Origin of the sequence: Rhodohalobacter sp. SW132 (assembly GCF_003390325.1) — a bacterium.
Classification (GTDB): Bacteria; Bacteroidota; Rhodothermia; order Balneolales; family Balneolaceae; genus SW132.
On sequence record NZ_QUOK01000002.1, the window covers coordinates 310,973 to 335,981 of the forward strand.

Consider the following 25,009-nt stretch of genomic DNA (forward strand, 5'->3'; position numbering starts at 1 on the left):
TTTTTCGCAAACCTGACAGGTCTTTTATTATAAGTTTCAACAAAAACGTCTCTTTGATAAAACCACATATAGATTATAATTACATATGATACGATTCTTACTGGCACTTCTTTTGATTACCTTTTTTCCTGTCCTTCTCTTTTCACAAACTCCGCAAATACTGGATGAAGATCTCACAATTCAGGCAATAACAGAGGTTCCATTTGAGGCCGTTAAACTGTCCTATAATCATCAGGATGAAACACTTTATCTGCTCACACAACCTGGAGATATTTATAGTGTAGATATTGAAAACGGACAGCTCACCGAAGTGCAAAACAGTTCCGATCACGGGCTTGAAGATGTGCAGGGGTTTGATATTTCCTATGACGGACGATTTTTTATCGTAGGGAATATCCGTAACAACTCTGATTTTACGAATATTGGAGTCATTAAGCGGGCAGAGGTTGTCAACGGAGCCTGGGAGTGGAGTACGGTGGCGGAATCGGAGCCGTATCCACTCAGCAACACCTTTTTTGATCATGTGATGAATGGGGTGGTAGTGAGTCCGGACGGGCAGATGCTCTATGTGAACAGCGGCTCGCGAACCGATCACGGGGAAGTTCATTCAGTTGATGGGCGCTATCCCGGTTTGAGAGAAGCACCGCTGACAGCCATCATTCTGCAATTACCCGCAGATGGTGAGGATATAATTCTGGAAAATGACAGGGATATTCTCAGGGATAATGGTTACCTGTATGCAGAAGGCACACGGAACAGTTTTAGCCTGGCATTTAACACCGATGGAAAGCTATTTGCAGCCGACAACGCTGGTGAGCGCGATGATCCAGAGGAGCTGAACTGGCTGCGTGAAGGCCATCACTACGGTTTTCCCTGGGTGATGGGCGGCAATCAAAACCCTATGCAATTCGAAGGGTATGTACCTGAAGAAGATCTGCTGCTGCCGACTGAGACCGGTTCATACCACTACTTTTATGATGATCCCGACTTTCCCGCACCGCCGGAGGGGGTAGAATTTACTGCAGCAATACCTAATTTTGGTCCGGATGCAGTGAACTACCGCGATCCTGAAACCGGGGAGATACTCCGTGCGTTCGACGAGGATACAACAATCACCTCTTTTACAGGCCACAAATCAGTTCTGGGACTGGTATTTGATACCACTTCCACTCTTCAGGGAAACTACAAAGGTGACGCATTTGCACTCGGTTTTACAGGACATAATATTGATGCCTATTTACTGAGTCATATGGATGAAATCGGGGAAGATTTACTGCATTTGCAACTCACAGAAACCGATGGAGAAGCCGGCTATACTTTGACATCCACACGGATTGCTCAGGGGTTTACCAGCCCGGTGGATGCTGAACTGATCGACAACAAACTGTATGTTGTAGAGCACAAAAATCCGCATTGGTTAAACCCAAATGCTACGACCCGAATTTGGGAGATCACCTTTCCTGGCCTTGGAACTTCCGTGGACGACCCTGTAGCTGAAATAGCAACTGATTACAAGCTGAATCAAAACTATCCGAACCCGTTTAATCCGTCTACAACCATCAGCTACAACCTTCCTGAAAACAGCATGGTTCGTCTTGAAGTTTTCGATATGGCAGGTCGCCGGGTAGCCGAGCTTGTAAATGGCCGGCAATCTGCAGGCTCACACCAGGCCGAATTTGATGCATCTAAACTCTCGAGCGGCGTATACCATTATCGCCTGAGAGCAGGTGAGATGATGCTCTCACGCCAAATGGTACTGGTAAAGTAGGTTGCCGGATTGATCAAGCATGAAAGTGAACTCCTGGCAGAGATAGGATGGATAGAAAATCACTATTCTTATCTTATTTTGCCGGGATTCATGTAAAATGAACATCAGCATATGATCAATACAGAACTAAGAATAAACCGTGAATAGGGCAATTCAATACAGCTAAACCGGTCTTTTAGGTTTTTTTTCAATCATTACGAAATTGATTACATTAGTCGTAATTTGAATTCAGGTACATAGCAGCACAAAAAACGATACATTACCAGTTGATTCTAATAGGTATAAGTAAACAATTTTGTGTATTGTAAGCGTATCCAACGGAACTTAATGGAATACTATATGTAAAAAGGGATACAGAACAGAGGCTTTCTGGAAGTCGCATCAATATGTGATAGATTTTTTTCATCGAATGAAGTTAATTTGATGTGAAAGATTTAAATGCGATGTAAGATGTGCTCAATGTTTGATCTTAAGTCAATGAATGCAGAGGTCAGGCAATTTGTTTATAGAGTAGTATTCGTAGAACTTAACCGTTAGAATTATGCGACTGAATAAATCAAAAAATATCCCAGACAATTACGATCAGATGAAAGATCGTGAACTCGTGCATCTTTATCGCAAGAAAAACGATCAGCTTGCGTTTAAAGAATTAATGAACCGCCATCAGGCGAAAGTGTACTCCTACATTTTCAGCATGGTTCATAACCGGGAGATTACCAACGATATTTTCCAGGAAACGTTTACCAAGGTTATCACCAAGATGGATGATACCTATAACGAACAAGGAAAATGGATTGCCTGGGTGATGCGAATTGCACATAATGCAACAATTGATCACATTCGAAAACAAAAACGATTTGTTGACGTTAGTGGATCATACGATGATGATTCGAAAACAGATTTCTATGAGCGGCTGCCGGACGAAGGTGCCAGAGGCCAGGATGAGAAACTTGAACTTGATGAATCAACATCTGAATTGTTGAAACATATTGGCAATTTGCCTGAAGAGCAGCGCACCGTTGTAATGCTGAGGCATTATTACGAGATGCCTTTTAAAGAAATTGCTGAACTAACGGATGTTTCCATCAATACTGCACTTGGACGAATGCGCTATGCATTAATCAATCTAAGGAAAATGTTTGATGAGGAGCATGAGAAAGAAGCGAATAGTGTATGAGCAGAAGAGATACGAAAAGCATTAAGTATATACTTAATGAACTGGATCCGGCTGAAAAAGTTGAGTTCGAACGCGAACTCAATGCAAATCCGGATCTTATTATTGAAGTAGAATCCATCAGGCGGATGCAAAACAAAATAGAGGATCTGCCTGAAATTTCACCGCCAGCTGAATTATCTGATTCTATCATAAAATTGGCAGCTGAACACTCCGCTAAACAATCAAAAAGTAATTTTCGATTGTATCTATCAGCGGCTGTACTACTATTTGGCCTAACAACCGGGTCACTATTAATGGATAACCCATTCAGTTCTGATGAAGCCCAGTCTCAGGCATCGATGCAGTTGAATCAATCTGTTATAGAATCTGAGCCACAACAAATTGCACCCAATCACACTGCACACTCTCCATGGGTAGACCGAAATGATGTTCTGCGATTGGGTGTATTGGATAACGGATTGAATCAATCCAGGTTATCTGATATGAATGAAAGTCTAAACAGACTCAGACCAGCTGAAAATACATTTCAGCGTGAATCTGTTACCCGATCACTTCAATTAACGGGCAGTAGCCCTCGTCGATAAACATTCTGAAACGCTCTGTAGAGGGCTAAAACTCCACTTTTTAAAAGATATTCACATTTTGATGTGAATAACTTCTTTTGGTTAGGGGACAGACGAGGGTTATATTCTACTGTAATTAATCGAAATATTGCCTCTTATTCTGAATGGGAAAAGTAATTTCTATCGCAAATCAAAAAGGTGGTGTGGGAAAAACCACAACTGCCATTAATCTTGCGGCAAGTCTTGCCGCTATTGAACATCCGACACTTCTTGTAGATATCGATCCTCAAAGCAATTCCACCAGTGGACTTGGCATTGAGTCTGCAAACGTAACAAATTCCATTTATGAAGTGATGGTGGGTGGAGTTCGTATGGGTGATGCCGTGCGTGAAACCGAGCTGGATTACCTCGATTTGGTTCCTTCTCATATCAATTTGGTAGGGGCGGAAATTGAGATGGTAGACCGCAGCGAACGGGAAAGGATTCTGTATAAGGCAGTAGAAGATGTAAAAGATTCATACGATTTCATTATTATCGACTGTCCGCCTTCACTTGGACTGCTAACGATTAATGCATTAACCTCTTCTGATTCTGTACTGATTCCGGTACAGTGTGAATATTTTGCACTTGAAGGTCTTGGTCAGCTGTTGAATACCATTAAAATTGTGCGTCAGCATCTCAATCCAGACCTGGACATTGAGGGTGTTTTGCTAACTATGTACGATACCCGGACAAGATTATCAAACCAGGTTGCTGATGAAGTTAAACGTTATTTTGACGAAAAGGTTTTCTCGTCGGTCATTACAAGAAATGTGCGGTTGGCAGAAGCACCCAGTTTTGGAAAGCCGGCAATATTATATGATGCAACAAGTACCGGGTCGAAAAATTATCTCTCCCTTGCCAGGGAAATCATTCAGAAAAATAAAAAAATGTTTAAAGACAGCCCCGTAGTTGCGGGGTAAGGAGTTCAGTCCATGACAAAAAAAGTACTCGGCAGAGGTTTAGGCGCTTTTTTTCCTGAATATGATAAAGAAGAGGGAGAAGATGAAAAAGGAGAACGCAGGCAGAAAACAAAAACTGCTGTTCCCATTGAACCGGCAGAAAAGGTAAATGTGGTGCTTGATATCCCGGTTGATCACATCCGGGCAAATCCGCATCAGCCACGAACAGATTTTAAAGAGGAAGCCCTTGAAGAGCTCGCCGATTCGATCAAAAAACATGGTCTGATTCAACCTATTACGGTTCGATATCTCGGTGAAAAACGCTTTGAACTGATTAGTGGTGAACGTCGTTTGCGGGCCTCTAAACTGGCAGGTTTATCGGAAATTCCATCCTATATCCGGGAGGTGAATGATGAACAGATGATCGCTTTTGCGCTGATTGAAAATATACAGCGTGAACAGCTAAACCCTCTCGAAATCGCTATGGGATATCAGCGGCTGATGGAAGAGTGCAGCTATACGCAAGGTGAAGTTGCCGAACGTGTAGGTAAGAACCGTACTACGGTGACCAATATGTTGCGGCTTCTGCAATTGCCTGACTTTATTCAGGCTGCCCTGCGGGACGAAAAAATTTCTACCGGTCACGCACGTTCTCTTATTAATCTTGATAAAGAAAAAGACCAGCGGGATATCCTGAAGAAAATACTGTCAAAAAACCTTTCGGTTCGGCAGACGGAGGATCTTGTACGGTCTCTTGATAAAAAGAACGAACAGAAAAAAACGTCACCTGCAACTAAAGCCCGGTCACCTTTTGTTGAATCGATCGAAAAACGCCTGAGAAACAATCTCAGTACGAAAGTGAATATAAAACAGAAGGCAAAAGGCGGCGAAATACGTATCGAATATTACTCGAATGATGATCTTGAACGTCTGCTTCAAATTCTCGATGAAGATCGGTAGCGGTTTTTTTCTTCTTCTTATCTGTTCCAATGCTGTAATGGGGCAGCAGACTTTCATTCAAAAGGATTATACGCTTTTTGAATACAGGGTTTCAGAAAAATTAAGTCCGGCTGATACTGCTCAGCCGGAACGTGAGGAGTACCCTGATCCTACATCAGTGCTATATAAATCATTAATGGTACCTGGCTGGGGGCAACTTGTAAACCGGCAGGCGTGGAAAATTCCTATTGTTTACGGGATTTTTGCCGGAATCGGATATTATACGTATACGATTCACACCGATTACAGGGATTATAAAGCAGCATATTATAATGCTCAGCGAGGTGCTGATACCGACTTCAGGTTTGGCCCCACTCCAGATTACTTGCAGGGAGTGAGTAACAACCAGCTTTTACAAAACAGAAATGATCTTCGAAACCGACGCGATCTAATGTTTCTTGTAATGTTCTTAGCTTACGGTTTGAATGCACTCGATGCCTATGTGTTCGCACATATGCGTAGTTTTGACGTATCAGATGACCTTTCTGCAACCACAACGATAAGTCCGGATTTTCTGGCAGATCGAGCACCCGGTTTAAAATTATCCATACAACTTAATAGAAAATAATAATGTCAGCACCTGAACATTTTTCCAAAGAGAATATGCCGCCTGATCATTTTGAAAAGAAAGGAAGTGATGACCTTTGGAGTGTTTTCAAAATAATGGGAGAATTTGTTGATGGATATGATAAAATGATGGAAGTGGGTCCGTGTATTTCCATTTTTGGCTCAGCAAGACTCAAAGATGACAATAACTACTACTTAAAAGCAATGAAAGCCGCAGAACTAATTGCTGAAAATGGCTTTGGTGTAATTACCGGCGGCGGCCCCGGAATCATGGAAGCCGGGAACAGAGGAGCTAAAAATGCTGGCGGGAAATCTGTTGGACTTGGCATCGATTTGCAGCATGAACAAGGTATCAATGAGTATGTTCATGCGAAATATGAGATTAATTTTAAATATTTCTTTGTCCGGAAGGTAATGTTTGTTAAATATGCCCAGGGGTTTATTGTATTTCCGGGCGGATTTGGCACGCTTGATGAACTGTTTGAAACACTGACACTCATCCAAACAAACAAAATTGAAAAAATTCCAATTGTTTTAGTTGGCACTGAATACTGGGAAGGGTTAGGCGACTGGATAGAAAACCGGCTTGTTCATGACGGTTACATTTCCAAAGAAGATACAGACCTTTTTATGATAACAGACAGCGAGGAAGAAGCCGTAAAACATGTCTGTGAATTCTATAAAATTAGGAAGCCAAGTCCAAACTTCTCATTCTAAGAAACTTTTTAGTACGACTATGGTTAATAATAATGGAATACTTACTGAACCATTGCTAAAATTTTAGTATGTTAATCCCGTTTTTACTACGAAATCACAATTAAACGACAACTATTATGAAATCTTACAGTCAAATTTTGTCCGCCCTGATTGCCCTGGCGTTAGTTATTGGGGTTGTTCAAACAGCCGATGCACAGGAAGATGCCAGAGCTGAAGCTGTTACCCTTTATAACGAGGCACAGGATTTAGCCGGAGCCAATCAGTTAGAAGATGCGATAGAAACGTATCGTGCAGCTCTTGACGTCGCAAATGACAATGAACTGGAAGATATTTCAGAACGGATTGTTCGGCAACTCCCAAGAGTTTATTACAGCCGTGCAACACGTGCTTTCCAGCAATACCAAAGCGAACGTACAATTGAAGCCGCTGACAGAGCTATTGAGCGATTTACAGAAGCCAGGGAAGCCGGAGAAGAGTTTAATGATGACCAGGTTGTACAGCAATCAACCCGTGCGCTGCCACAGCTTCACTACCTTAAATCAACGATTCAGTTTAGAAACGAAGATTTAGATGATGCCATGGCAAGTCTGGATGAAGCACTTGAACTTAATCCAAACTACGCTACTGCATACTATCAGCGCGCGATAGTTTATAAAAAGCAAAATCCGGAAGATATCGACCAAACACTTGCATACTACGACCGGGCGATTGAACTCGCAGAGCAAACTGGCGATGACCGAACACTGGGGAATGCACGTTCCAGTGCTGCTGAGGAATTAATTTACCGTGCTGTAAATCTAAAGGATGAAAGCCGGTATTCCAGAGCGATTGAGTTGTTGGAAAAAGTTGATAATTATGATTCCGACAACCCCAATGCTCATTATCGTCTTGCTGAAATCAGCAATACCCGCGGTAATTTCGAACGTGCGATAGAACATGCCAACCGGGCACTCGATCTTGAAACAGGCGGTGTAACCGACAGAGCGAAGATTTACTTTGAACTGGGAACAGCATATAAAGGTCTAAACCAGCAAAGTAACGCTTGCAGCGCATTTGAAAATGCAAACTATGGCGACTTCTCAGAACCTGCATCACACGAACTTCAGTTCGAGCTCGAGTGTGAAGGACACTCAGCCAGCGGGCGACGATAAATCTATCTATTTACAAAAAGCCGCATTTAACCAATGCGGCTTTTTTTTTGTCTTTTGATTTTTCTAAAGTTAGCATCTTCTCTATCTTCTTACGGATAAAATTAAACATCAAATCAATATTATGACTACTGCTCCAAAACTTGATACTCTGTGTGTAAACACAATCCGAACACTTTCAATGGATGCTGTTCAGGCCGCTAATTCCGGACACCCCGGAATGCCAATGGGAATGGCCGATGTCGCCTATGTATTGTGGACAAAATTTCTGAAGCATAATCCAAAAAACCCGAAATGGTTCGACCGCGACCGATTCGTCCTTTCCGCCGGACACGGTTCTATGCTGCTCTATTCGCTGCTTCATCTTACCGGTTATGAGGTATCATTAAAAGAGATCAAAAACTTCAGGCAGCTGGGCAGTATCACACCGGGGCACCCTGAGTATGGAATGACACCCGGCGTAGAAACCACAACAGGACCACTCGGTCAGGGATTTGGTACCGGAGTGGGAATGGCGATGGCGGAACGGTTTATGGCAAAAACATTCAACAAAGAGGATCATGAACTGATTGATCATTTCACCTACGCAATTGTGAGTGATGGTGATTTGATGGAAGGCATCTCACACGAAAGTGCATCCATGGCGGGCCATTTAAAACTGAACAAGCTGATTTACCTTTACGATTCCAATAAAATATCGATTGACGGCTCTACAGACCTGGCGTTTACTGATGACAGCAAGAAAAGATTCGAAGCTTACGGCTGGGATGTTCAGCAGATTGATGGCCACAATCATGAAGAGATTGAACAGGCAATAAAAAAGGCGCAAAAAACAGATACTCCATCACTGATTGAGTGTAAAACAACCATCGGTTTCGGAAGTCCAAATAAGGAAGGTACGGCTGGTTCTCATGGTTCACCTCTGGGAGACGATGAAATAAAACTCACGAAAGAAAGACTTGGCTGGCCATACGATGAACCTTTTTTCATTCCCGATGAAGCAAAAAACCAGATGCGCAAGGCTGTTGACAACGGAAAAGAATGGGAAGAAGAATGGAAATCATCTCTAAAGGAGTATGAGAATAAGTATCCGGCTGATGGGGTATTGTTCAAGAAATTTGTTAGCCGTGATATGCCCGAAGATTGGTCGGAAGTGATCCCTGAGTTTGAAGCGGACCCCAAAGGTTTGGCTACACGCAATGCTTCAAAAAAAGTGCTGGATCAGATGTCTGATCATATTTTTAACCTCGTTGGCGGCTCAGCGGATCTGACCGGGAGCACCAAAACCGATATGGATAACAAAGGCATTTACAGTGCCGAAGACTACAGCGGCAGAAACCTGCATTACGGTGTTCGGGAGCACGGCATGGCGGCCGCGCTGAACGGCCTTGCATTGCACGGCGGGATTATTCCTTTTGGAGCCACATTCCTGGTTTTTTCTGATTACAATAAACCATCAATCAGAATTGCGGCGCTCTCTCACATTCCATCGATCTTTGTATTTACTCACGATAGCATCGGACTGGGTGAAGATGGCCCGACTCACCAGCCAATTGAACATCTGGCGGCACTTCGCGCAACACCGAACGTGGCGGTATTCCGGCCGGCAGATGCAAATGAAACTTCATATAGCTGGAAAGCCGCTATTGAAAATACCGATGGACCTTCTGTCCTGGTACTAACCCGTCAAAATCTTCCAACAGTTGACAGAAATACGTACGGTAAGGCTTCAGGAACTGAAAAAGGCGCATATATTTTAAAAGAGGCTTCATCAGGAACTCCTGATCTTATTCTGATGGCCTCCGGTTCAGAAGTAGAAATCATCGTAAAGGCGGCTGAACAGCTTGAAGAAAAAGGCGTGGCAACACGTGTGGTAAGTATGCCGTGCTGGGAGCTTTTTGATAAGCAGGATGATGCCTACAAAAGCGAAGTCTTTCCTGCTGATGTAAAAGCACGGATATCAATCGAAGCGGCATCACCGATGGGCTGGCTCAAATATACCGGAAGCGAAGGTATCGTGATAGGGATTGACCGTTTCGGCGAGTCTGCCCCATACGAAGAAGTTTACGAGGAGCTTGGCCTGACGGCTGAGAAAGTGGTAGAAAACGGATTATCACTCACAAAATAGAATCTACTTCTGATTCATTACCGCCGCAGTTGCCGGATTCCGGTGAACTGCGGTGAATGTGATATCATCCAGATTCTTTTCATTTCCAATAAACGACTCTAAAGAGGATTGTACCTTTTTAGAGATCGTTTTGGAATGAAGAGATCCATAAATCGACATGATCCCATCTATACGTTCAAATCCGTACTCTTCTCCTTTTTCATTTCGCGCTTCTGAAAGTCCATCCGTGTAAAAAAGAATACTGTCCTGCGCTTCAAAGCGAAATTTCTTTTCAATCAGGTTATTTTTCAAAATTTTGGTAGATGTCATTCCCAACGCAAGCCCTTCGGTTCTGAGATCGAATGTCGTTTCATGTTTGTGGCTGTAAAGCACCGGTGGATTGTGGCCTGCCCGGGCAAATGTAAAGGAGTTGTCATCATTCGGGAAAAATGCGGCACATCCTGTAACAAAAGTTTTATCTGTTTTATTGGATTTTATGTAGTCGTTCAGTTCAAGCAGCAACTCTTTTGGTGATGGGTGATATTTGTTAATCAGAAGGTGTACGAGGGCCTGTATCCGAACCATATAAAGCGCAGCGCTCATTCCTTTACCAGACACATCGGCAATTAAAACATAGGTACCGGTTGGTGTTTTGACCACATCCACATAATCACCGCCCACTTCTCGTGCTGTAGCGGCAAATGAGTACACTTCAAGATCGTTGTTGGTAATGCCGGAAGGAGGGAGCAGACTCAACTGAATATCCCGGGCAAAATTAAGCTCTTGCTGCACATCAGACTTTTCGAGAAGTTCAATCAGAAGTATTGCAAGAACAGCAATAAAGGAGACCGGCATCAGCAGCGGTTTCAATCCGCTAAAAAAAGTGTAAACGCCAATCACTTCAAAAAGTGAGATGAGAAAATAGAGTAGAAAACCTACGAGAGCTACACCAAAAATAAGGCGGCGCACGGGGTTTAGCCGTTTGGTAAGCGCAGAAAGCAGTGTGAGTACTTTCTGCATGAACGGAATTTCTTCCGGCTTCACGGATGGATTATTTTCTTTTAAAGCATCATCATACAACTTTTTCAGGCGCTCAGAATCAGACTGAAACTCCTTACCGAGTTGATGAGAGTTCATCCCGCTAACATATTCCTTGTAGAAGGTTTTGGTATCGTATACCGATTTGGCTTCGTTTTTAAGTCCCATAGTTTTTATGATGAAACATTTTGATATATGAAAGCTTACGCATTGCCGGGGGAAAAGTTTTGTTTTTCATCATATCAGCAAAACCAGAAATTATTCACTGATTTTAATTATCTCACCGGTACGATATACGGTGCCTTTCATAAGTGCAATTAATTCCTCGTTCGAGTTTTTTACGTTCACTTCAAAAACTCCCGTTTTGTGTGTGATATGAATGACATCAGAGATTACGATAATTTTATCACCATTCGTGCTTTTCTTCAGGAAAGAAATAGAGTTGTCAATTGCCAATGAAACACGGCCGTATGTTGCAGCGGAGAAGGCGAGTGCAGTATCGGCCAGAGAGAAGATGATTCCGCCGTGAGTAACGCTAAAACCGTTCAGCATCGATTCGGTTACGGTGCAGCTGATCCTGCAATAGCCTGTTCTGGCCTCTTCCACTTCAACTCCCATCCAGAGACTGAACGGATCGTCTTTGAGCAGATAATGAACAATTTTCAGTGGATCTGGAACATCGTTCTCACTCATAGAATGACTCACCATTTCTGACTTTCCGTTTGAGCAGCGGATTCGGCCGATACCGGTCTTCGCGATATTCCACCTGCAGGGCGCTCATCCAGTCGAGCACAGTTGAGAGCCCAATTTCATCCGCCCACTGGAATAAACCTTTTGGATAATTTACGCCGTTTGTCATCGCCAGATCCACATCTTCCATCGTGGCAACATTCATAAAAACGGCATCACACGCCTCATTGATCAGCATAGCAAGAATGCGGTACAGGATTTTTTCACCCAGCTCACGGTTTTTCACTGGATCAGGATTCCTGGCATTTTCACCATATTTATAAAACCCGATACCTGATTTTCTTCCAAGCCTGCCCGCTTCAACCAGCCGTTTTTGAGCAAAAGAGGGCTTGAACCGGGGATCGTAATAAAACTCCCTGAAAACGGTTTCGGTTACTTTATAATTGATATCATTTCCGATCAGGTCCATCAGTTCAAAGGGACCCATTTTGAAACCTCCAATCTCTTTCATCGCCCAATCGATTGTGGCCGCATCGGCGATTCCCTCTTCGTAGATGCGCAACGCTTCCCCATAAAATGGGCGCGCAACACGATTTACGATAAATCCGGGTGTATCTGAAGCAAGGACAGTGGTTTTTTCCCAGCTGTCAATCAAATTTCGTGCAGTTGTTAGTACGGTTTCACCTGTAGAAATTCCGGGAATAATTTCTACAAGCTTCATCAGGGGGGCCGGGTTAAAAAAGTGGATTCCCAGTAAGCGCTCTGGTCGATCCAGGCTTGAGGAGATGGAGGCTATGGAAAGGGAGGAGGTATTAGTTGCTAAAACACATTTTTTCGATACAATTGCTTCCAGGCGAGAAAACTGATCCTGTTTGATCTGCAAATCTTCAACAATCGCTTCAAACACGATACCGCATGAACTGAAGTCGTTCAGGTGATCCACGAAATGAATCCGTTTGAGGATTCCGTTTACTTCATCCTGTGTCATTCTCTCTTTTTCAACCTGACGATTCAGGATTTTGATCAAACCCTCTTCCGATTTTTTTAACTGTTCGGGAAAAGCATCATAAAGGTAAACATCATGACCGTTTGTGGAAGCGATCTGGGCAATTCCGCTTCCCATTGTCCCTGCTCCAACAACTCCGACTGTGGTGTTTTTATCTAAACTCATATTCTGGCTTTATTTAAAATTTGTGAGCTTTGGAAAACTAACTTTGGAATACTATTGATGCTGAATTCAGCTATAAGTTTCAATTATATGGAGATCCCGATAGTAGTGCAGGATGATTTTAAAGCATTGGTTTTTCAAAGTTCACTATTAACGTGCTGAAAATAAGCAATCGGCAGGCAAAACCAAGGTATTGAAACTCTTATAAAAAAATGATATCATAATGATATCTTAAAATAATAAAAGTGTGCAACTATGGCTGATGTACTTATTAGAAATATCGACAAGGAAACTTTAAAACGGTTAAAAGAAAGAGCGAAAAACAATAACAGGTCGCTGCAAGAAGAATTGAAAGACTTGGTAGATAGTTATGCGAAGCCTGATATTGATGAAACCAGGAACAGAGTAAACGAAATACTTACAAAATATAAAGCATCCGGAACATCATTTCCAGACAGCGGTGAAGAGCTTTCCGGAGACAGAAGCCGATGAGTATACCGGTCATTGATGCCTGCGTTGCTATTAAATGGTTTTTACCGGAAAAGGATTATCAGAAGGCTGGTGAAATTCTTTCAAGCCACAACCGGCTATTTGCACCTGATCTGTTTCAGGTAGAAATGGACTCGATTATAACCAAAAAAGTACGTCAGAAGTTAATTGAAACAGAAGATGCTTATCGTATCTATGATGAAATACGCAAAATCCCGATTCAGATTATTCCCTATTCTCTGATTGGAAAACTGGCGTTTGATCTATCAGCTGCGCTTCCCATAACTCAGTATGATGCGTGTTACCTGGCCTCTGCCATTGAGTACGATGAAAAAGTAATCAGTGCCGACATGCGATTCGTAAGAGGGATGAAGGGAACACCATTTGAGCACTATGTGGATGCACTTTGAATGATGGCATGTAAATGAATAGAACAACTGCTGATACAGGAACTTTTCAGTTTGTTTTGAGACAGCTTATCTAAGTGCAATCTATCTAACATAATGGGCTTTACAACATGAACCACTTCAACTGGAATTATCCATACCGCTATTCCAGGAACCCGAGACTGAATTTATTGGGGTAATCTTCTATTCACCTGTATAATTGGGCTTTCTCTTCTCTAAAAATGCTGAAACTCCCTCTTTATAATCAGACGATTTACCGGCTTCCGACTGAAGTTTTGCCTCCAGGTCCAATTGCTGTGATAAGCTGTTTTCAAAGGTTTGATTGATCGCTTTTTTATAGAGGCCAAATCCTTTTGTAGGCATGGAGGCCAGTTTACCGGCAATTTGATGTGCTTCTTTCTCAAGTTGTGCATGGGTTACGGCTTTGTAGATCAACCCGATATTCACCGCCTGGTCAGCGGTCATTTTCTCATCAAGCAGGTACATTGCGTTGGTTCTTGCAAATCCCGCAATTCTCGGCAGAAAAAATGTTCCGCCGCTGTCAGGTATCAACCCGATTTTACTGAACGCCTGCACGAACATTGCTTCGTGAGATGCAATCACGATATCGCAGGCAAAGGCGATATTGGCTCCGGCCCCTGCAGCCGTTCCCTGAACGGCACAGATCACCGGTTTTTCCAGGTTTCGAATGGCACGGATAATTGGATTGTACGTAGTTTGAACCGTATCAGATAGTTCATATTTACTATCTTTGGCGCGTTCCACCACTTCGGGAAGATCCTGACCGGCACAAAACGCTTTTCCTTTCGCATTGATCAGCACACACCGGATCTCTTTTGATGACGCTTCCTTTAGCCCTGATTGTAATTCAAGCGCCATCGGTTCGGTGAAACTGTTGTACTTCTCTGGTCGGTTAAGTGTTAGTGTAAGGATATTACCGGATCGGGAGGAGATAATAAAAGCCATTCTATATGATGCGTATCATTAATGATTTGAACTAAAAATCGATTCTATACAAAAACAGGAGTGGACTGAAAAGAAGGATTATTTTCATGCCGGTTCAGATACATTTAAAGTGTTCGAACGGCTGACTACATCCATCGCAAAAATATAGAGATTTACAGGCGGTGGATCCAAATTCACTCTGCAATTCTGTATCCATCGAATCGCAGTAAGGGCATGGTATAATTTTCTGGGAATTTTTCAATCCGGTGAGAAAGTCGTCGTCCCCGGTGGTTCTATCTGGTGGGGCGATACCGTACTCTTTAAGCTTTTTTTTGGCGTGATCGGTCATCCAGTCGGTTGTCCATGGTTCTTTAAAGTCAGTAATCACTTTAAATTCTTCAATTCCTTTTTCACGAAGTTTTTTACGGATCTCCATTTCGATCGCATTCATCGCCGGGCAACCGGAATAGGTGGGGGTGATTTTCACGATCACTTCACTATTCTCAAGCAAAATATTTCGAACAATTCCCATCTCAACCACATTAAGCACAGGAATTTCCGGGTCAATGACTTCTTCGAGCCATGTCCAGAGCTTCTCTTTTGACAGGGTTTTTGTTTCGTTCATGGTACTGAAATTGGAAATTTGGTATCAGGTATTAAGTATCAGGTAATGGGTAGTGAGATAATTTTATTTTCAAAAAATGTAAGGAGTTGTGATTTATTGGATCATATGTAAAACAGTTTTTTTTTAAAATAATGGAGAATAAATATGCATAACTATAAAGAATTGTCGGTTTGGAATAAATCTGTTTCACTTGCAACAGATATTTACGCAAGTACTAAAACGTTTCCAGGAATTGAAAAATTTGGAATTACTTCCCAGATAAGACGTAGCACAGTATCGATCAGTTCGAATATTGCCGAAGGTGCTGGTCGTTTTGGAAAAAAAGAGTTCCGACATTTTTTAAATATCGCTTATGGTTCGTCATTTGAATTGGAAACTCAACTCATCATTTCAAAAAACCTTGATTATCTGTCAGAATTACAATTTAATCAGCTAACAGAAGATTTAATCACAATTCAAAAAATGCTTTACAAACTGATAAAAAGTCTCAATTAAAAATCATGGGTGTTGAGTATTCAAGCGAATCAAATATCTACTTGCTGCCAACTACCTGATACCTGATACTCAATACCCTGGCATACCTACAAAATTATTTCCATTCCGCATCCGGGTAGGACCTGCGAAGAAACTGCATTTGGGCCAGAAGGGGGCCGAGGTGTTCTGTGTGACGTCCCCGCCGTGCACCCGTGAACATGTATTGTTCGTAATCAGGTACACTCAATGTCGCTTCTTCCAGCACGGAGTTAACCAAATTTCTCCAATCATCTTGAAATTCAGTAACGTTCACATAGAAATTATGTTTGATCGCTTCCCGGTCGGCATCATCCAGTTCAAACATCTCGCCTGTATACATCCAGATCTCATCAAATGCTTCCTGGATTCTGCGATGACTCTCATCTGTACCATCACCCAGACGTAAAACCCACTCGCGGCTATGGCGAAGATGATATTTTATCTCCTTAAAATGTTTCTGTATCATCCCGTTAAACTGTTCATCTTCAACGTTATCCTGTAATTCCTTGTAGAGGAAATAACTAAATGAGCTAAAGAGAAACTGCCGTGCAATGGTAAATGCAAAATCACCTCTGGGTAACTCAACCATGGCGATATTTTTAAAATCGATATCATCCCTAAAGTACGCGTAATGATCTTCATCCGGTTTGTCTTCAAGTTCTGCAGCGTAAGAATAAAGGGATGATGCGTGACCAATCATATCAAGAGCCACATTAGCCAGCGCCAGGTCCTCTTCAAGTTCAGGTCCGTGGCCGGCCCATTCCGACAGTCGGTGGCCGTGTATCAGGCGGTCATCTGCAAGGCGCAGTAAAACTTCAACCAGTGATTCCTCTTTTGTTTGCGGTATGGTGTCGAAAGTGCTCATTTTGGGAGTATTGAGTCGTGAGTATGGAGTAGTGAGTATATGAGTTATGAGTGCCTAAAATACCCTATACTCACTACTCAAATCTATTATCAATTCCTTTTTTTTACGGATCGCGGAACGCTGTAAAATTGCGGATGCCGGTATGGTTTATCATCTGCGGGATCGAAAAAAGGTCCGCGATCTTCAGGTGAAGATGCCGTTATCTGATCAGAAGGGACAACCCAAATGCTGATTCCTTCATTACGTCTCGCATAGGTGTCTCGCGCATTTTGAAGCGCCATTTCTGCATCCGGAGCGTGTACATTACCTGCATGCTCATACGGTTTACCATCTTTGGGCTGATAAAAAACTTCCCATAGCGGCCATTCGGTGTTATTTCTGTCTTTCGTCATTCCTGAAGTATAGGTTTTGAATGTTTTTCTTATTCTCAGAAGATAGCAATAATAGCGCTTTTCTGTGAAAAAGAAGCTACATCATCAAAACAGTTTTAACCGGGGAAATCGTTTGGAGGATTTATCGGATGAGCCGTGATGGAAATTGATGAGGGTATCGGAATTGTTGTTTTTTCAAAATTAACTCATCCGATGAAGGTTTTGGGATTAGCTTAGTGGTGGAAGATTCATCGGATGAGCCGTGATAAAAATTGAGGAGGGTATCGAGATTGTTGTTTTTCAAAATTAACTCATCCGATGAAGGTTTGAGGATTAGCTTCGATGTGAAAGATTCATCGGATGAGGTGTGATGGACATTGAAGAGGGTGTTGGAATTGTTGGTTTTTCAAAATTAACTCATCCGATGAAGGTTTGAGAATTAACTTAGCGGTAAAAAATTCATCGGATGAGCCATGATAGAAATTGAAGAGGGTATCGGAATTTTTGGGTTATTCCGGGTTTACTCATCCGATGAAGGTTTGGGGATTAAAAATGGAAAACCAGTCCTGACCAGGCGGCGCCGATTCCTGCTCCGTGTTTTTCGGAAACAGCCGACGATGCAACTCCTACACTAAACTCAAAATTCCTGAACTCCAGTCCGGTTCCGGCATGGTAGGTTGTGCTGGTATGTCCGCCGGTTTTCACACCAACGCGAAGTGGAATTCTGTTGATCAGGCGATATTCACTGCCCAGGGCAACATAAGCCCGCCGGGAGTTTGTTCCGCGTTCAACGAACCCGGTACCGGCATCCACCATCAGGCTGAATTTACCGAGCAAAAGATGCGTACCGAAGTTCAGCATTGTTGGAAGTCCTTTACTGTATGATGAATGTTCGGTTGAAACCAGGTTTCCATAAATATCGTTACCAACGCTGTCTTTCAATACAGATTCAAAATATTTCCCGTCGTCACCACCAAACTCATTATCCACCATCTTCTGATCGTAATGAATTCCATTCCAGATAAAATTTTCGCCTGCTGAGAAAGAACGGTTACGATCATCAATGGCTACAGACCCTAAATCGGTGAGTGATAAACCAACGCGAACCTTTTTATCCCCGTTGAAGAAACCAAAATTAAAGATGGAGAGATTATCGATGTCCATCTCAAGCGTCAATCCAAGGTCGAGACCGAGAGACGTTCCTTTTATGCCGGTGAAATCGCTGCCTGTTGGTTCGATAAAATCTCCAAACTCCGGTTCAGCACCACTTTCACGTAGCGTATTATACTCTTCAAGCTGATCTGAAAGTTCGCCGGCAGTCTCAATCGTATATCTGAAATCGTGGTTAATTTGTGCGTTCGTTTCAGACGTTGCTTCCTGTATTCGCAGGGTTGAATTTAGATTGAAACGTGTGTAGTTAACTCCCATCACCAGTTTCGGGGCAGCTCCAACGTGCAGACGAACATTTTCAGCAAAACCGAACATCCGGTCGCGCTGCAAAACGGTTGTTGCATAGCCGACTGATATTTCGTTATAAACAAGGAATTCCTGGTTCATGTTTACCGCCCGGGCTTCGTTAAAATAGTCCGAATCGAGGCCACGGAATACCAGGTCCGCAAAACCACGTGAATATCCTGAGCTGCCAAGTACGCGGACCCTTGAGGCACCGCTTAAAGACCAGCTGTCGCTTCGATAAGCAAAACCAACCGGCACAATGCCAACGTCGATATTTGCACTTCGCATGTCCGTTGACTGAGTTCCGAACCATTGATCGAGCATCTGGTCGGCGACGGTTCCTTCAATCACCCGGCCGTTTGTCAGGTAGTCGTTATAGGTTGTGATGTTAACCAGATTTCCACCTGCATTGGTATAAATACCGCCAGCCAGCCCGAATGATACTTTCGGCCGGTTGCTGTGGTTTATCATCAGGTTAGCCGGGTTAATAAAGTTGGCATGATAGAGATCCTGATAAGCCGTTCCGCCTCCGCCAAGGCCAATATTTTGTGCTGTAAGGTGCCGTGATTGCGCCTCAGCACTGTTTATACCGGCTGCAAGGATAAGAACAGCTGAAATAAAAAACAGTGTAATGATTTGATTCAATTTACTTTTCATATGAACAAAGGTTATCAGTCAATTTTATTTTGGATCACAAATTTACCACTTACCGATACTCCCACATCGTCTGAGGTTCGTACACGCACCTCTTTGAAATCGGTAGTATTCAATCCGGCTATCAATCGCACATTTCTTGTTCGGTTTATTTCATCAAGCTGTGCGCGGGTTAGGCTGATTACGGTATAATCTTCATTTGGATCAACGGAAAATCCACTGCCGTTCACTGCTGCCGGAAGAAATTCAAGGGCAGACTGGTCATGCAGGGGGAGTGTAGTGATCAACTCACCATTTTCAGTCAGGAATTCCATTTCCAGATTGATGCCGAGCGGAATCCGGTTGCTGTATCGTACGGTAATTGCCCCTTCCTCAAGAAACTGTTCGTCATCCGCTCCGGGAAGATCTTCCAGATTAACTGCAGTAGTATCCACATAAGTGGCATTTTCTGCACGAAGTGCAAGCGGTATGTTCAACGAAATAGAAGGGTCGAAAATCACCGGGTTTCGGATTATTCCAGCCGTTTGTTCCGGGTTGATATCCGCAAGGCCGATAAATCGGATACTTGTAGGCAATCGGTTCAGGAATTGTGTGATCGATGAATTCTCCCTGTCGAATACATTGGAGAGGAGTTCGTCTGATGATTGGCCCGGATCCAGCTTAAACTTAATGAGATTGGAAGGAGCGATAGGGCTCCCATCTTTTAGAAGCATTTGCGTAGGATCAGCTGCAGTTACTTCTGTTTCGGTTCCCGGTTCACCCTGGAGGAAAAATTCATTGCCATCTGCATCAACTCCCAGAAATGCACCGATAATTGTTGTGGGCACTCCAACGTTTGTCAGGTAGTTGATATCCAGACTTGCTCGGGTAAACTCAATCCCTTCGACTTTTTTTGAAAGATCATCAATCCCATCAATTTCGATCCGTTCGGCTTCGAGGTCATTCATAATATCAACACCGGTGCCGTCAGCAGAAATTTCAGTATTCAGCAGAACCTGGCGGTTTACAATCACGCCAAACACCTCACGGATTTCAAGATCCGTAAGTTCAACCTCGGCGGAAATTTCATCCGATTCGTGAAGGGTGCGGGAATCTGATCCTTCTGAGGCTTGGGTATCTTCCGTTTGTGCGAATATATTGTACTTTACAAGGTTATCATCTGCATAGATGCGGACATCGTTGAGGTCAAATGACCGGCTGACGGGAGTTGTATTATTTCGCGGAATACGATTTTCTCCGTCAAAGCGGATCGTGAGCGAGTCAGCCACGCCGTAAGGAGGGAGGCGAAGGCCGGGAAACGAAATTTCCAACAGATCAATATCCACATCAATAGAATTGACGATGTGTTGTACAGATAGTGTTCCTGATGAGAGTTCTACATAATGATCTGTACTGTTAAACTGAAACTCTTCATCAGAAAACTCTGCCGATCCATCCGATGAAAACTCCTGTGAAGAAATCACCGCATTTACTGAAGTAGCAATTAGATTTTCACCGCGAATATCATCTATAATCATACTGCCCGCATCACCCGACATATCCTGCTCTTCCCAGGTAATTTCTATATCGGCGTTCAGATCTTCGAGTAATTGGTCAGGTTCAGTTTCCGGATTCTCCACTATTGCCAGAAGATCAGATCGTGTAGATCCGTGTTCAAAATTGGGTATCAAAATGGTTCCCAGTGATTCATTTCCGCTGAACACTTCAAGCGACAACTCAAGCAGATCAAACCCAAGTTCATTTCGCAGTGAAATGTCCAGGCTGCCCTGTCGGATCGTTGCACTAACAAAAAAGTCAGTTTCAAGTTCAATATTTACAGGGAATGGGGAAGAGGCTCCCGGCAAGGTTTGCCCTTCACTGAGCTCGGCAGTCTGACCGGTCAAATCAGTAAAGGAGGCCTCTCCGACATTTCCATTTTCATTCTGAGAAGAGAAGGCTTCAAGTTCAATTTCACCAACTGAAGATTGAAACATTGTCGGATTAACCCGAACGACCGGAATCGCGCCATCCAGATCGCCAAAATCAAAATCTTCTTCTTGTGATATGGTGATCAGATCATCACCATCAATTGTGAAGAGATTCTTGAAATTTTCATTGGTGGTATCGATCAGTGCGTTACTGTCACCCAAAAACCTAAATGTGCTTTCAGCAATCAGGGGCGAATCGATTTTATTGGAAAGTGTGAAATCCGGGCTTCCGGGTGTTTCGCACTGTACAAGTGCAAAGACTGCGATGACCGGCAGAAGCAGGTATAATTTTTTGAACATGTTGACCTAATTCATTTAATGATAAGCTGAAAGATAATTTTCCTGTGGCCTTCTGATGTTTCAAAGCCTTACGGATTTCTCTAAAGCCCGTTGTTTCTTATAAATGAATTATCGGTCTGACGGCAAATATGTTAAATAACTTATTTACACTGATTTTCGATTTTGGGATGTGATGTGGAAGTCAGGAAAGAGAAGGGGTTGAATCGTGTTTCCGATGAAATTGTATGATGGGTTCTTACCGAACAGATTGCAAAACCTCTTCATCCGGTTCAGGTATCCCGCCTTTCTGTTCAGCTACCCAACCGGCATACAGATTGGACTTTTGGACGGCTTCCTGCCAGGGTGTCTTTTTCAAAGTATGATAGATAAAACATGCCCAGAACGCATCACCTACTCCAACAAAATCGCCACCTTTTTCCGGGTTTATATTTGCGGCAGATTCCACGAAATGACTACCATCTTTGTTGAAATAAATTGCACCTTCACTGCCGAGCGTTAAAATCATCCCGTCTAAATCGAATTTTTCAATCAGCTGCATCTCGGATTTGGTTTCAAACAGATTCCCGATCTTATTCCATTCACTTTGATTCATTTTCACGTAGTTGCATTTTTTTAGCGAAAATTCAATTACGGGGGTTTTTACGTAAGGAGGTCGCAGGTTTACATCCAGGAATTTCAAACACCGGTCCGGCAGCAGGGAAAATATTTTTTGAAGGGTGATTCTGTTTGTTGAACTGCGCTGGGCAAGCGTTGCAAATGAAAATGCATCTACAGAGGAGGATATCTGCTGAAGCTCATCCGGCGGTTGAATAAAATCCCAGGCTACTCGCTCATGAATGGTATAACTGGGTTCATTTTCTTTATCAAATTCAACGGAAACTGTTCCCGTTGGATATTCAATACGCTGAATAAACCGTTTTGGGGCATCCTGCTGAACCAATATATCAAGCAGCCGGCTACCCGCTTCATCCAGTCCAACAGCGCTAATCAGCAAGGAGGTCTGCTTCAAATAGTGGAGGTGAACGGTTACATTAAATGGTGATCCGCCGGGACGCTCGTAATCCGGGAAATGATCCCAAAGCATTTCGCCAAAATTCAGAATGGTTTTGTTCATGGCCGGTTTTCAGGTGAATGAAGCACGTTAGGTAAAATGGCACAGTTCCAGCTGGTGAGCCTGCAGGAATCTGTGCCAGTACGTAAAGATGAAAAGTTATTCGCCCATTGCGTAAATAATGCCGCCCCACAAGTGATCCAAAAACAGATCTTCTGCGTAAGATTCATGGGTGTGACCTAAGCCTGTGTAGAAAGCCCGACCACCGTCGAATTCATGATACCAGGCGATAGGATGGTGCCCCGGGTGGTCACTTCCTTCATAGCTCTCGGTATCGAGTGTTAAAAGCACATTGATGTGATCGGCAAATCCCTGAAAGTTATACCATTCATCATCACGGTTCCAAGTGGTGGGAAGCATTCGGGTAGACGGATGGTTGTGATCTTCTACCTGGATATCGGCGTTGATAATTCCTGGAGGATGGTTATCAAAATAGGCACCAACAAGGTCGCCGTACCACGGCCAGTCATACTCCGTATCTGAAGCTGAATGCACGCCCACATAGCCACCACCATTCTGAATATACTCCTTAAAAGCTTCACGGTGCTCATCCTCAAATACGGTTTCTGTTGTATTTAAGAATACCACAACATCAAAACGGGAAAGGGTGTCGGGATTGAACATATCCGCAAGTTCAGTTACGGTCACGCCCACATTGTGTTCCATTCCGAGCTGACGAATGGCTTCCTGGCCGGTCTCAATAGATTCGTGGCGCCAGCCATCGGTTTTTGAGAAAACAAGGATATGCTGATCGGGGTGATCTATTACAGAATCAGCCGAAGCCTGTTGTTGGTCTGCATTATCACCACAAGATGATAACAGAAGCAGGGAACTGAAAAAGATCGATAGGAGTGCTATTAGTCTAAAGTTCATCAGAGAGATTTTATATCGGTTTAAATTTGATTGATTGTATTAAGGAAAGAGGAAAGCGGTAATTAGTCAAATCTATTTACATGGAAATAACATCATTTGGAACATTAATTTTGGCTCATCGTTCAAGTTAAACTTTGGTTGGTGATTGCGTGTGATTCAATAATTTAATGGTATATTTGGATTAAGAAAATACAGCTTATCTAAAGGTCCAAAGCGAAAAAAGTTATAAAAGCAGTAAATGAAGTACCAGAAATTTTCAGAATTGGAATGGGGGGATGAATGGGGCAAAAAAAGCAATTATTGATTGTAGGTTTTGTTTGGCCAGAACCTAAATCGTCTGCTGCCGGAAGCAGGATGATGCAGCTGATTCGATTTTTTAAAAAACATGGGTGGGACATTACGTTCGCCAGTACCGCTAATACAAATCGTCATACGACTGATCTGGATGAATATGTAATTGAAACCCGATCTATAATTATTAATGACGGAAGTTTTGATGCATTCGTAAAAGAACTGAGTCCTGATGCGGTTTTATTTGATCGTTTTATGACCGAAGAGCAGTTTGGCTGGCGCGTGCACGTTTCGTGTCCTGATGCAATTCGAATCCTGGATATGGAAGATCTGCACTGCCTGCGATTTGGCCGTCAGCTTGCGGTAAATGAAGGCCGGGAATGCGCAAACAGTGATTTGTTTACGGATATCGCAAAACGGGAAATTGCATCGATTTATCGTTGTGATTTATCTCTCGTGATATCAGAGCCGGAAATGGAACTGTTACGTACTTCTTTTGGTGTTCAGCCAGAGTTGCTTCTTTATTTACCGTATATGTTCGAGGCTATCAGCGAGGTTGACCGGCTTTCCTGGCCTGCATTCGAGCAGCGTTCCGATTTTGTTTCGATTGGAAATTTTCGGCATAAACCAAATTTCGATTCCATCGAATATCTGAAAGAAAAGATCTGGCCGATTATCCGGGATTCACTTCCGGATGTGAGTATTCATATTTATGGTGCGTACCCATCCCAAAAAATTAAGCAGCTTGATTCTGCGGAAGAGGGTTTCAGGATTATGGGCCGTGCTGAGGACGCCCGCGAAGTGATGAGAAATTCAAGGATTTGCCTGGCTCCACTTCGGTTTGGGGCGGGATTGAAAGGAAAACTGACCGAAGCGATGCAGTGCGGCACGCCAAGTATAACCACAACGATAGGTGCTGAAGGAATTCACGGCGATCTGCCCTGGGCGGGACAAATTGAAGATGATCCATTGATGTTTGCTCAGGCTGCTATCCGGTACTATACTGATCATGAAGCCTGGAGTGAAGCTCAGCAACACGGAATCAGAATCATCAATACACGATTCTCACCGGCTGAATTTTCACAAGTTCTGGCAGAACGCCTGGATTTGATTATAAATGATACTGATTCACATCGCGAGAATAATTTCACCGGAGCTATGCTGATGCACCACACGATGGCAAGTACCCGGTTTATGTCCCGCTGGATTGAAGAGAAGAATAAGAAGTAAAAAGATTCCTAAGAGATAAGAATTTTACGC

General features: G+C 43.1%; 24 protein-coding genes. 13 read left to right on the forward strand and 11 right to left on the reverse strand.

Going from position 1 to position 25,009, the window contains the following annotated elements:
* Window positions 1–85: 85 nt before the first annotated feature.
* From DYD21_RS05895 to tkt, 9 genes are all read left to right on the forward strand, one after another.
* Window positions 86–1,768, forward strand: coding sequence for a T9SS type A sorting domain-containing protein (locus DYD21_RS05895; protein ID WP_116034014.1), 1,683 nt, complete (start codon window positions 86–88; stop codon window positions 1,766–1,768).
* Between the two features lie 541 nt (window positions 1,769–2,309).
* Window positions 2,310–2,945: an RNA polymerase sigma factor gene (locus tag DYD21_RS05900; RefSeq protein WP_116034017.1), complete on the forward strand. Its 636-nt coding sequence runs from the start codon at window positions 2,310–2,312 to the stop codon at window positions 2,943–2,945.
* Window positions 2,942–3,529, forward strand: coding sequence for an anti-sigma factor (locus DYD21_RS05905; RefSeq protein ID WP_116034019.1), 588 nt, complete (start codon window positions 2,942–2,944; stop codon window positions 3,527–3,529). Before DYD21_RS05900 ends, DYD21_RS05905 begins: the two co-directional genes overlap by 4 nt.
* A gap of 143 nt (window positions 3,530–3,672) precedes the next feature.
* Entirely contained in the window at window positions 3,673–4,470 is a 798-nt protein-coding gene (locus DYD21_RS05910; RefSeq protein WP_116034022.1) for a ParA family protein, read from the forward strand.
* Between the two features lie 12 nt (window positions 4,471–4,482).
* The gene (locus DYD21_RS05915) at window positions 4,483–5,409 is read left to right on the forward strand and encodes a ParB/RepB/Spo0J family partition protein (protein ID WP_116034024.1); all 927 of its coding nucleotides are present in this window, start codon (window positions 4,483–4,485) and stop codon (window positions 5,407–5,409) included.
* Window positions 5,396–6,016 (forward strand): DUF5683 domain-containing protein, encoded by a 621-nt coding sequence (locus tag DYD21_RS05920; protein ID WP_116034027.1) that lies wholly within the window; start codon window positions 5,396–5,398, stop codon window positions 6,014–6,016. The genes DYD21_RS05915 and DYD21_RS05920 overlap by 14 nt, the downstream gene beginning before the upstream one ends.
* 2 nt (window positions 6,017–6,018) lie before the next feature.
* Window positions 6,019–6,732, forward strand: a complete 714-nt coding sequence (locus DYD21_RS05925) for a TIGR00730 family Rossman fold protein (RefSeq protein ID WP_116034029.1) — start codon at window positions 6,019–6,021, stop codon at window positions 6,730–6,732.
* A 116-nt stretch (window positions 6,733–6,848) separates the two neighbouring features.
* The gene (locus tag DYD21_RS05930) at window positions 6,849–7,883 is read left to right on the forward strand and encodes a tetratricopeptide repeat protein (protein WP_116034032.1); all 1,035 of its coding nucleotides are present in this window, start codon (window positions 6,849–6,851) and stop codon (window positions 7,881–7,883) included.
* A 121-nt stretch (window positions 7,884–8,004) separates the two neighbouring features.
* Window positions 8,005–10,008 (forward strand): transketolase, encoded by a 2,004-nt coding sequence (gene tkt, locus DYD21_RS05935; RefSeq protein WP_116034034.1) that lies wholly within the window; start codon window positions 8,005–8,007, stop codon window positions 10,006–10,008.
* A gap of 3 nt (window positions 10,009–10,011) precedes the next feature.
* Here the strand turns inward: tkt and DYD21_RS05940 are convergent, their stop codons facing one another.
* The 3 genes from DYD21_RS05940 to DYD21_RS05950 form a co-directional block, all read right to left on the reverse strand.
* A complete protein-coding gene (locus DYD21_RS05940; protein ID WP_116034037.1) occupies window positions 10,012–11,193 on the reverse strand; it encodes a PP2C family protein-serine/threonine phosphatase in 1,182 nt (393 codons plus the stop codon).
* 90 nt (window positions 11,194–11,283) lie between these two features.
* Window positions 11,284–11,718: a PaaI family thioesterase gene (locus DYD21_RS05945; RefSeq protein WP_158551433.1), complete on the reverse strand. Its 435-nt coding sequence runs from the start codon at window positions 11,716–11,718 to the stop codon at window positions 11,284–11,286.
* On the reverse strand, window positions 11,711–12,886 hold the full coding sequence (locus DYD21_RS05950) for a 3-hydroxyacyl-CoA dehydrogenase NAD-binding domain-containing protein (protein WP_116034042.1): 1,176 nt from the start codon (window positions 12,884–12,886) through the stop codon (window positions 11,711–11,713). The genes DYD21_RS05945 and DYD21_RS05950 overlap by 8 nt, the downstream gene beginning before the upstream one ends.
* Window positions 12,887–13,138: 252 nt before the next feature.
* On the opposite strand from DYD21_RS05950, the gene DYD21_RS05955 reads away from it, so the two are divergent.
* Both DYD21_RS05955 and DYD21_RS05960 read left to right on the forward strand, forming a co-directional pair.
* Window positions 13,139–13,375: a hypothetical protein gene (locus DYD21_RS05955; RefSeq protein WP_116034045.1), complete on the forward strand. Its 237-nt coding sequence runs from the start codon at window positions 13,139–13,141 to the stop codon at window positions 13,373–13,375.
* Window positions 13,372–13,782: a type II toxin-antitoxin system VapC family toxin gene (locus DYD21_RS05960; protein ID WP_116034048.1), complete on the forward strand. Its 411-nt coding sequence runs from the start codon at window positions 13,372–13,374 to the stop codon at window positions 13,780–13,782. Before DYD21_RS05955 ends, DYD21_RS05960 begins: the two co-directional genes overlap by 4 nt.
* Window positions 13,783–13,962: 180 nt before the next feature.
* Here the strand turns inward: DYD21_RS05960 and DYD21_RS05965 are convergent, their stop codons facing one another.
* Together DYD21_RS05965 and paaD are read right to left on the reverse strand one after the other, a co-directional pair.
* The gene (locus DYD21_RS05965; RefSeq protein WP_116034051.1) at window positions 13,963–14,745 is read right to left on the reverse strand and encodes an enoyl-CoA hydratase-related protein; all 783 of its coding nucleotides are present in this window, start codon (window positions 14,743–14,745) and stop codon (window positions 13,963–13,965) included.
* A 94-nt stretch (window positions 14,746–14,839) separates the two neighbouring features.
* Entirely contained in the window at window positions 14,840–15,349 is a 510-nt protein-coding gene (gene paaD / locus DYD21_RS05970) for a 1,2-phenylacetyl-CoA epoxidase subunit PaaD (protein WP_116034054.1), read from the reverse strand.
* A 144-nt stretch (window positions 15,350–15,493) separates the two neighbouring features.
* Here paaD and DYD21_RS05975 point away from each other — a divergent pair, with 144 nt between their 5' ends.
* On the forward strand, window positions 15,494–15,844 hold the full coding sequence (locus DYD21_RS05975; RefSeq protein ID WP_116034056.1) for a four helix bundle protein: 351 nt from the start codon (window positions 15,494–15,496) through the stop codon (window positions 15,842–15,844).
* A 94-nt stretch (window positions 15,845–15,938) separates the two neighbouring features.
* Here the strand turns inward: DYD21_RS05975 and paaC are convergent, their stop codons facing one another.
* From paaC to DYD21_RS06005, 6 genes are all read right to left on the reverse strand, one after another.
* Window positions 15,939–16,727 (reverse strand): 1,2-phenylacetyl-CoA epoxidase subunit PaaC, encoded by a 789-nt coding sequence (gene paaC, locus DYD21_RS05980; protein WP_116034059.1) that lies wholly within the window; start codon window positions 16,725–16,727, stop codon window positions 15,939–15,941.
* An 89-nt stretch (window positions 16,728–16,816) separates the two neighbouring features.
* Complete coding sequence (gene paaB, locus DYD21_RS05985) at window positions 16,817–17,119, reverse strand: 1,2-phenylacetyl-CoA epoxidase subunit PaaB (protein ID WP_116034062.1); 303 nt, start codon at window positions 17,117–17,119, stop codon at window positions 16,817–16,819.
* 525 nt (window positions 17,120–17,644) lie between these two features.
* The gene (locus DYD21_RS05990; protein WP_116034064.1) at window positions 17,645–19,210 is read right to left on the reverse strand and encodes a DUF5723 family protein; all 1,566 of its coding nucleotides are present in this window, start codon (window positions 19,208–19,210) and stop codon (window positions 17,645–17,647) included.
* Between the two features lie 14 nt (window positions 19,211–19,224).
* Entirely contained in the window at window positions 19,225–21,474 is a 2,250-nt protein-coding gene (locus DYD21_RS05995; RefSeq protein WP_116034067.1) for a hypothetical protein, read from the reverse strand.
* Window positions 21,475–21,709: 235 nt separating this feature from the next.
* On the reverse strand, window positions 21,710–22,588 hold the full coding sequence (locus tag DYD21_RS06000; protein WP_116034070.1) for a PfkB family carbohydrate kinase: 879 nt from the start codon (window positions 22,586–22,588) through the stop codon (window positions 21,710–21,712).
* Window positions 22,589–22,684: 96 nt separating this feature from the next.
* Window positions 22,685–23,458, reverse strand: coding sequence for a ThuA domain-containing protein (locus DYD21_RS06005; RefSeq protein WP_116034072.1), 774 nt, complete (start codon window positions 23,456–23,458; stop codon window positions 22,685–22,687).
* Between the two features lie 279 nt (window positions 23,459–23,737).
* Between DYD21_RS06005 and DYD21_RS06010 the strand changes: the two genes are divergently transcribed.
* The gene (locus DYD21_RS06010; RefSeq protein WP_116034074.1) at window positions 23,738–24,979 is read left to right on the forward strand and encodes a glycosyltransferase; all 1,242 of its coding nucleotides are present in this window, start codon (window positions 23,738–23,740) and stop codon (window positions 24,977–24,979) included.
* Window positions 24,980–25,009: the final 30 nt, after the last annotated feature.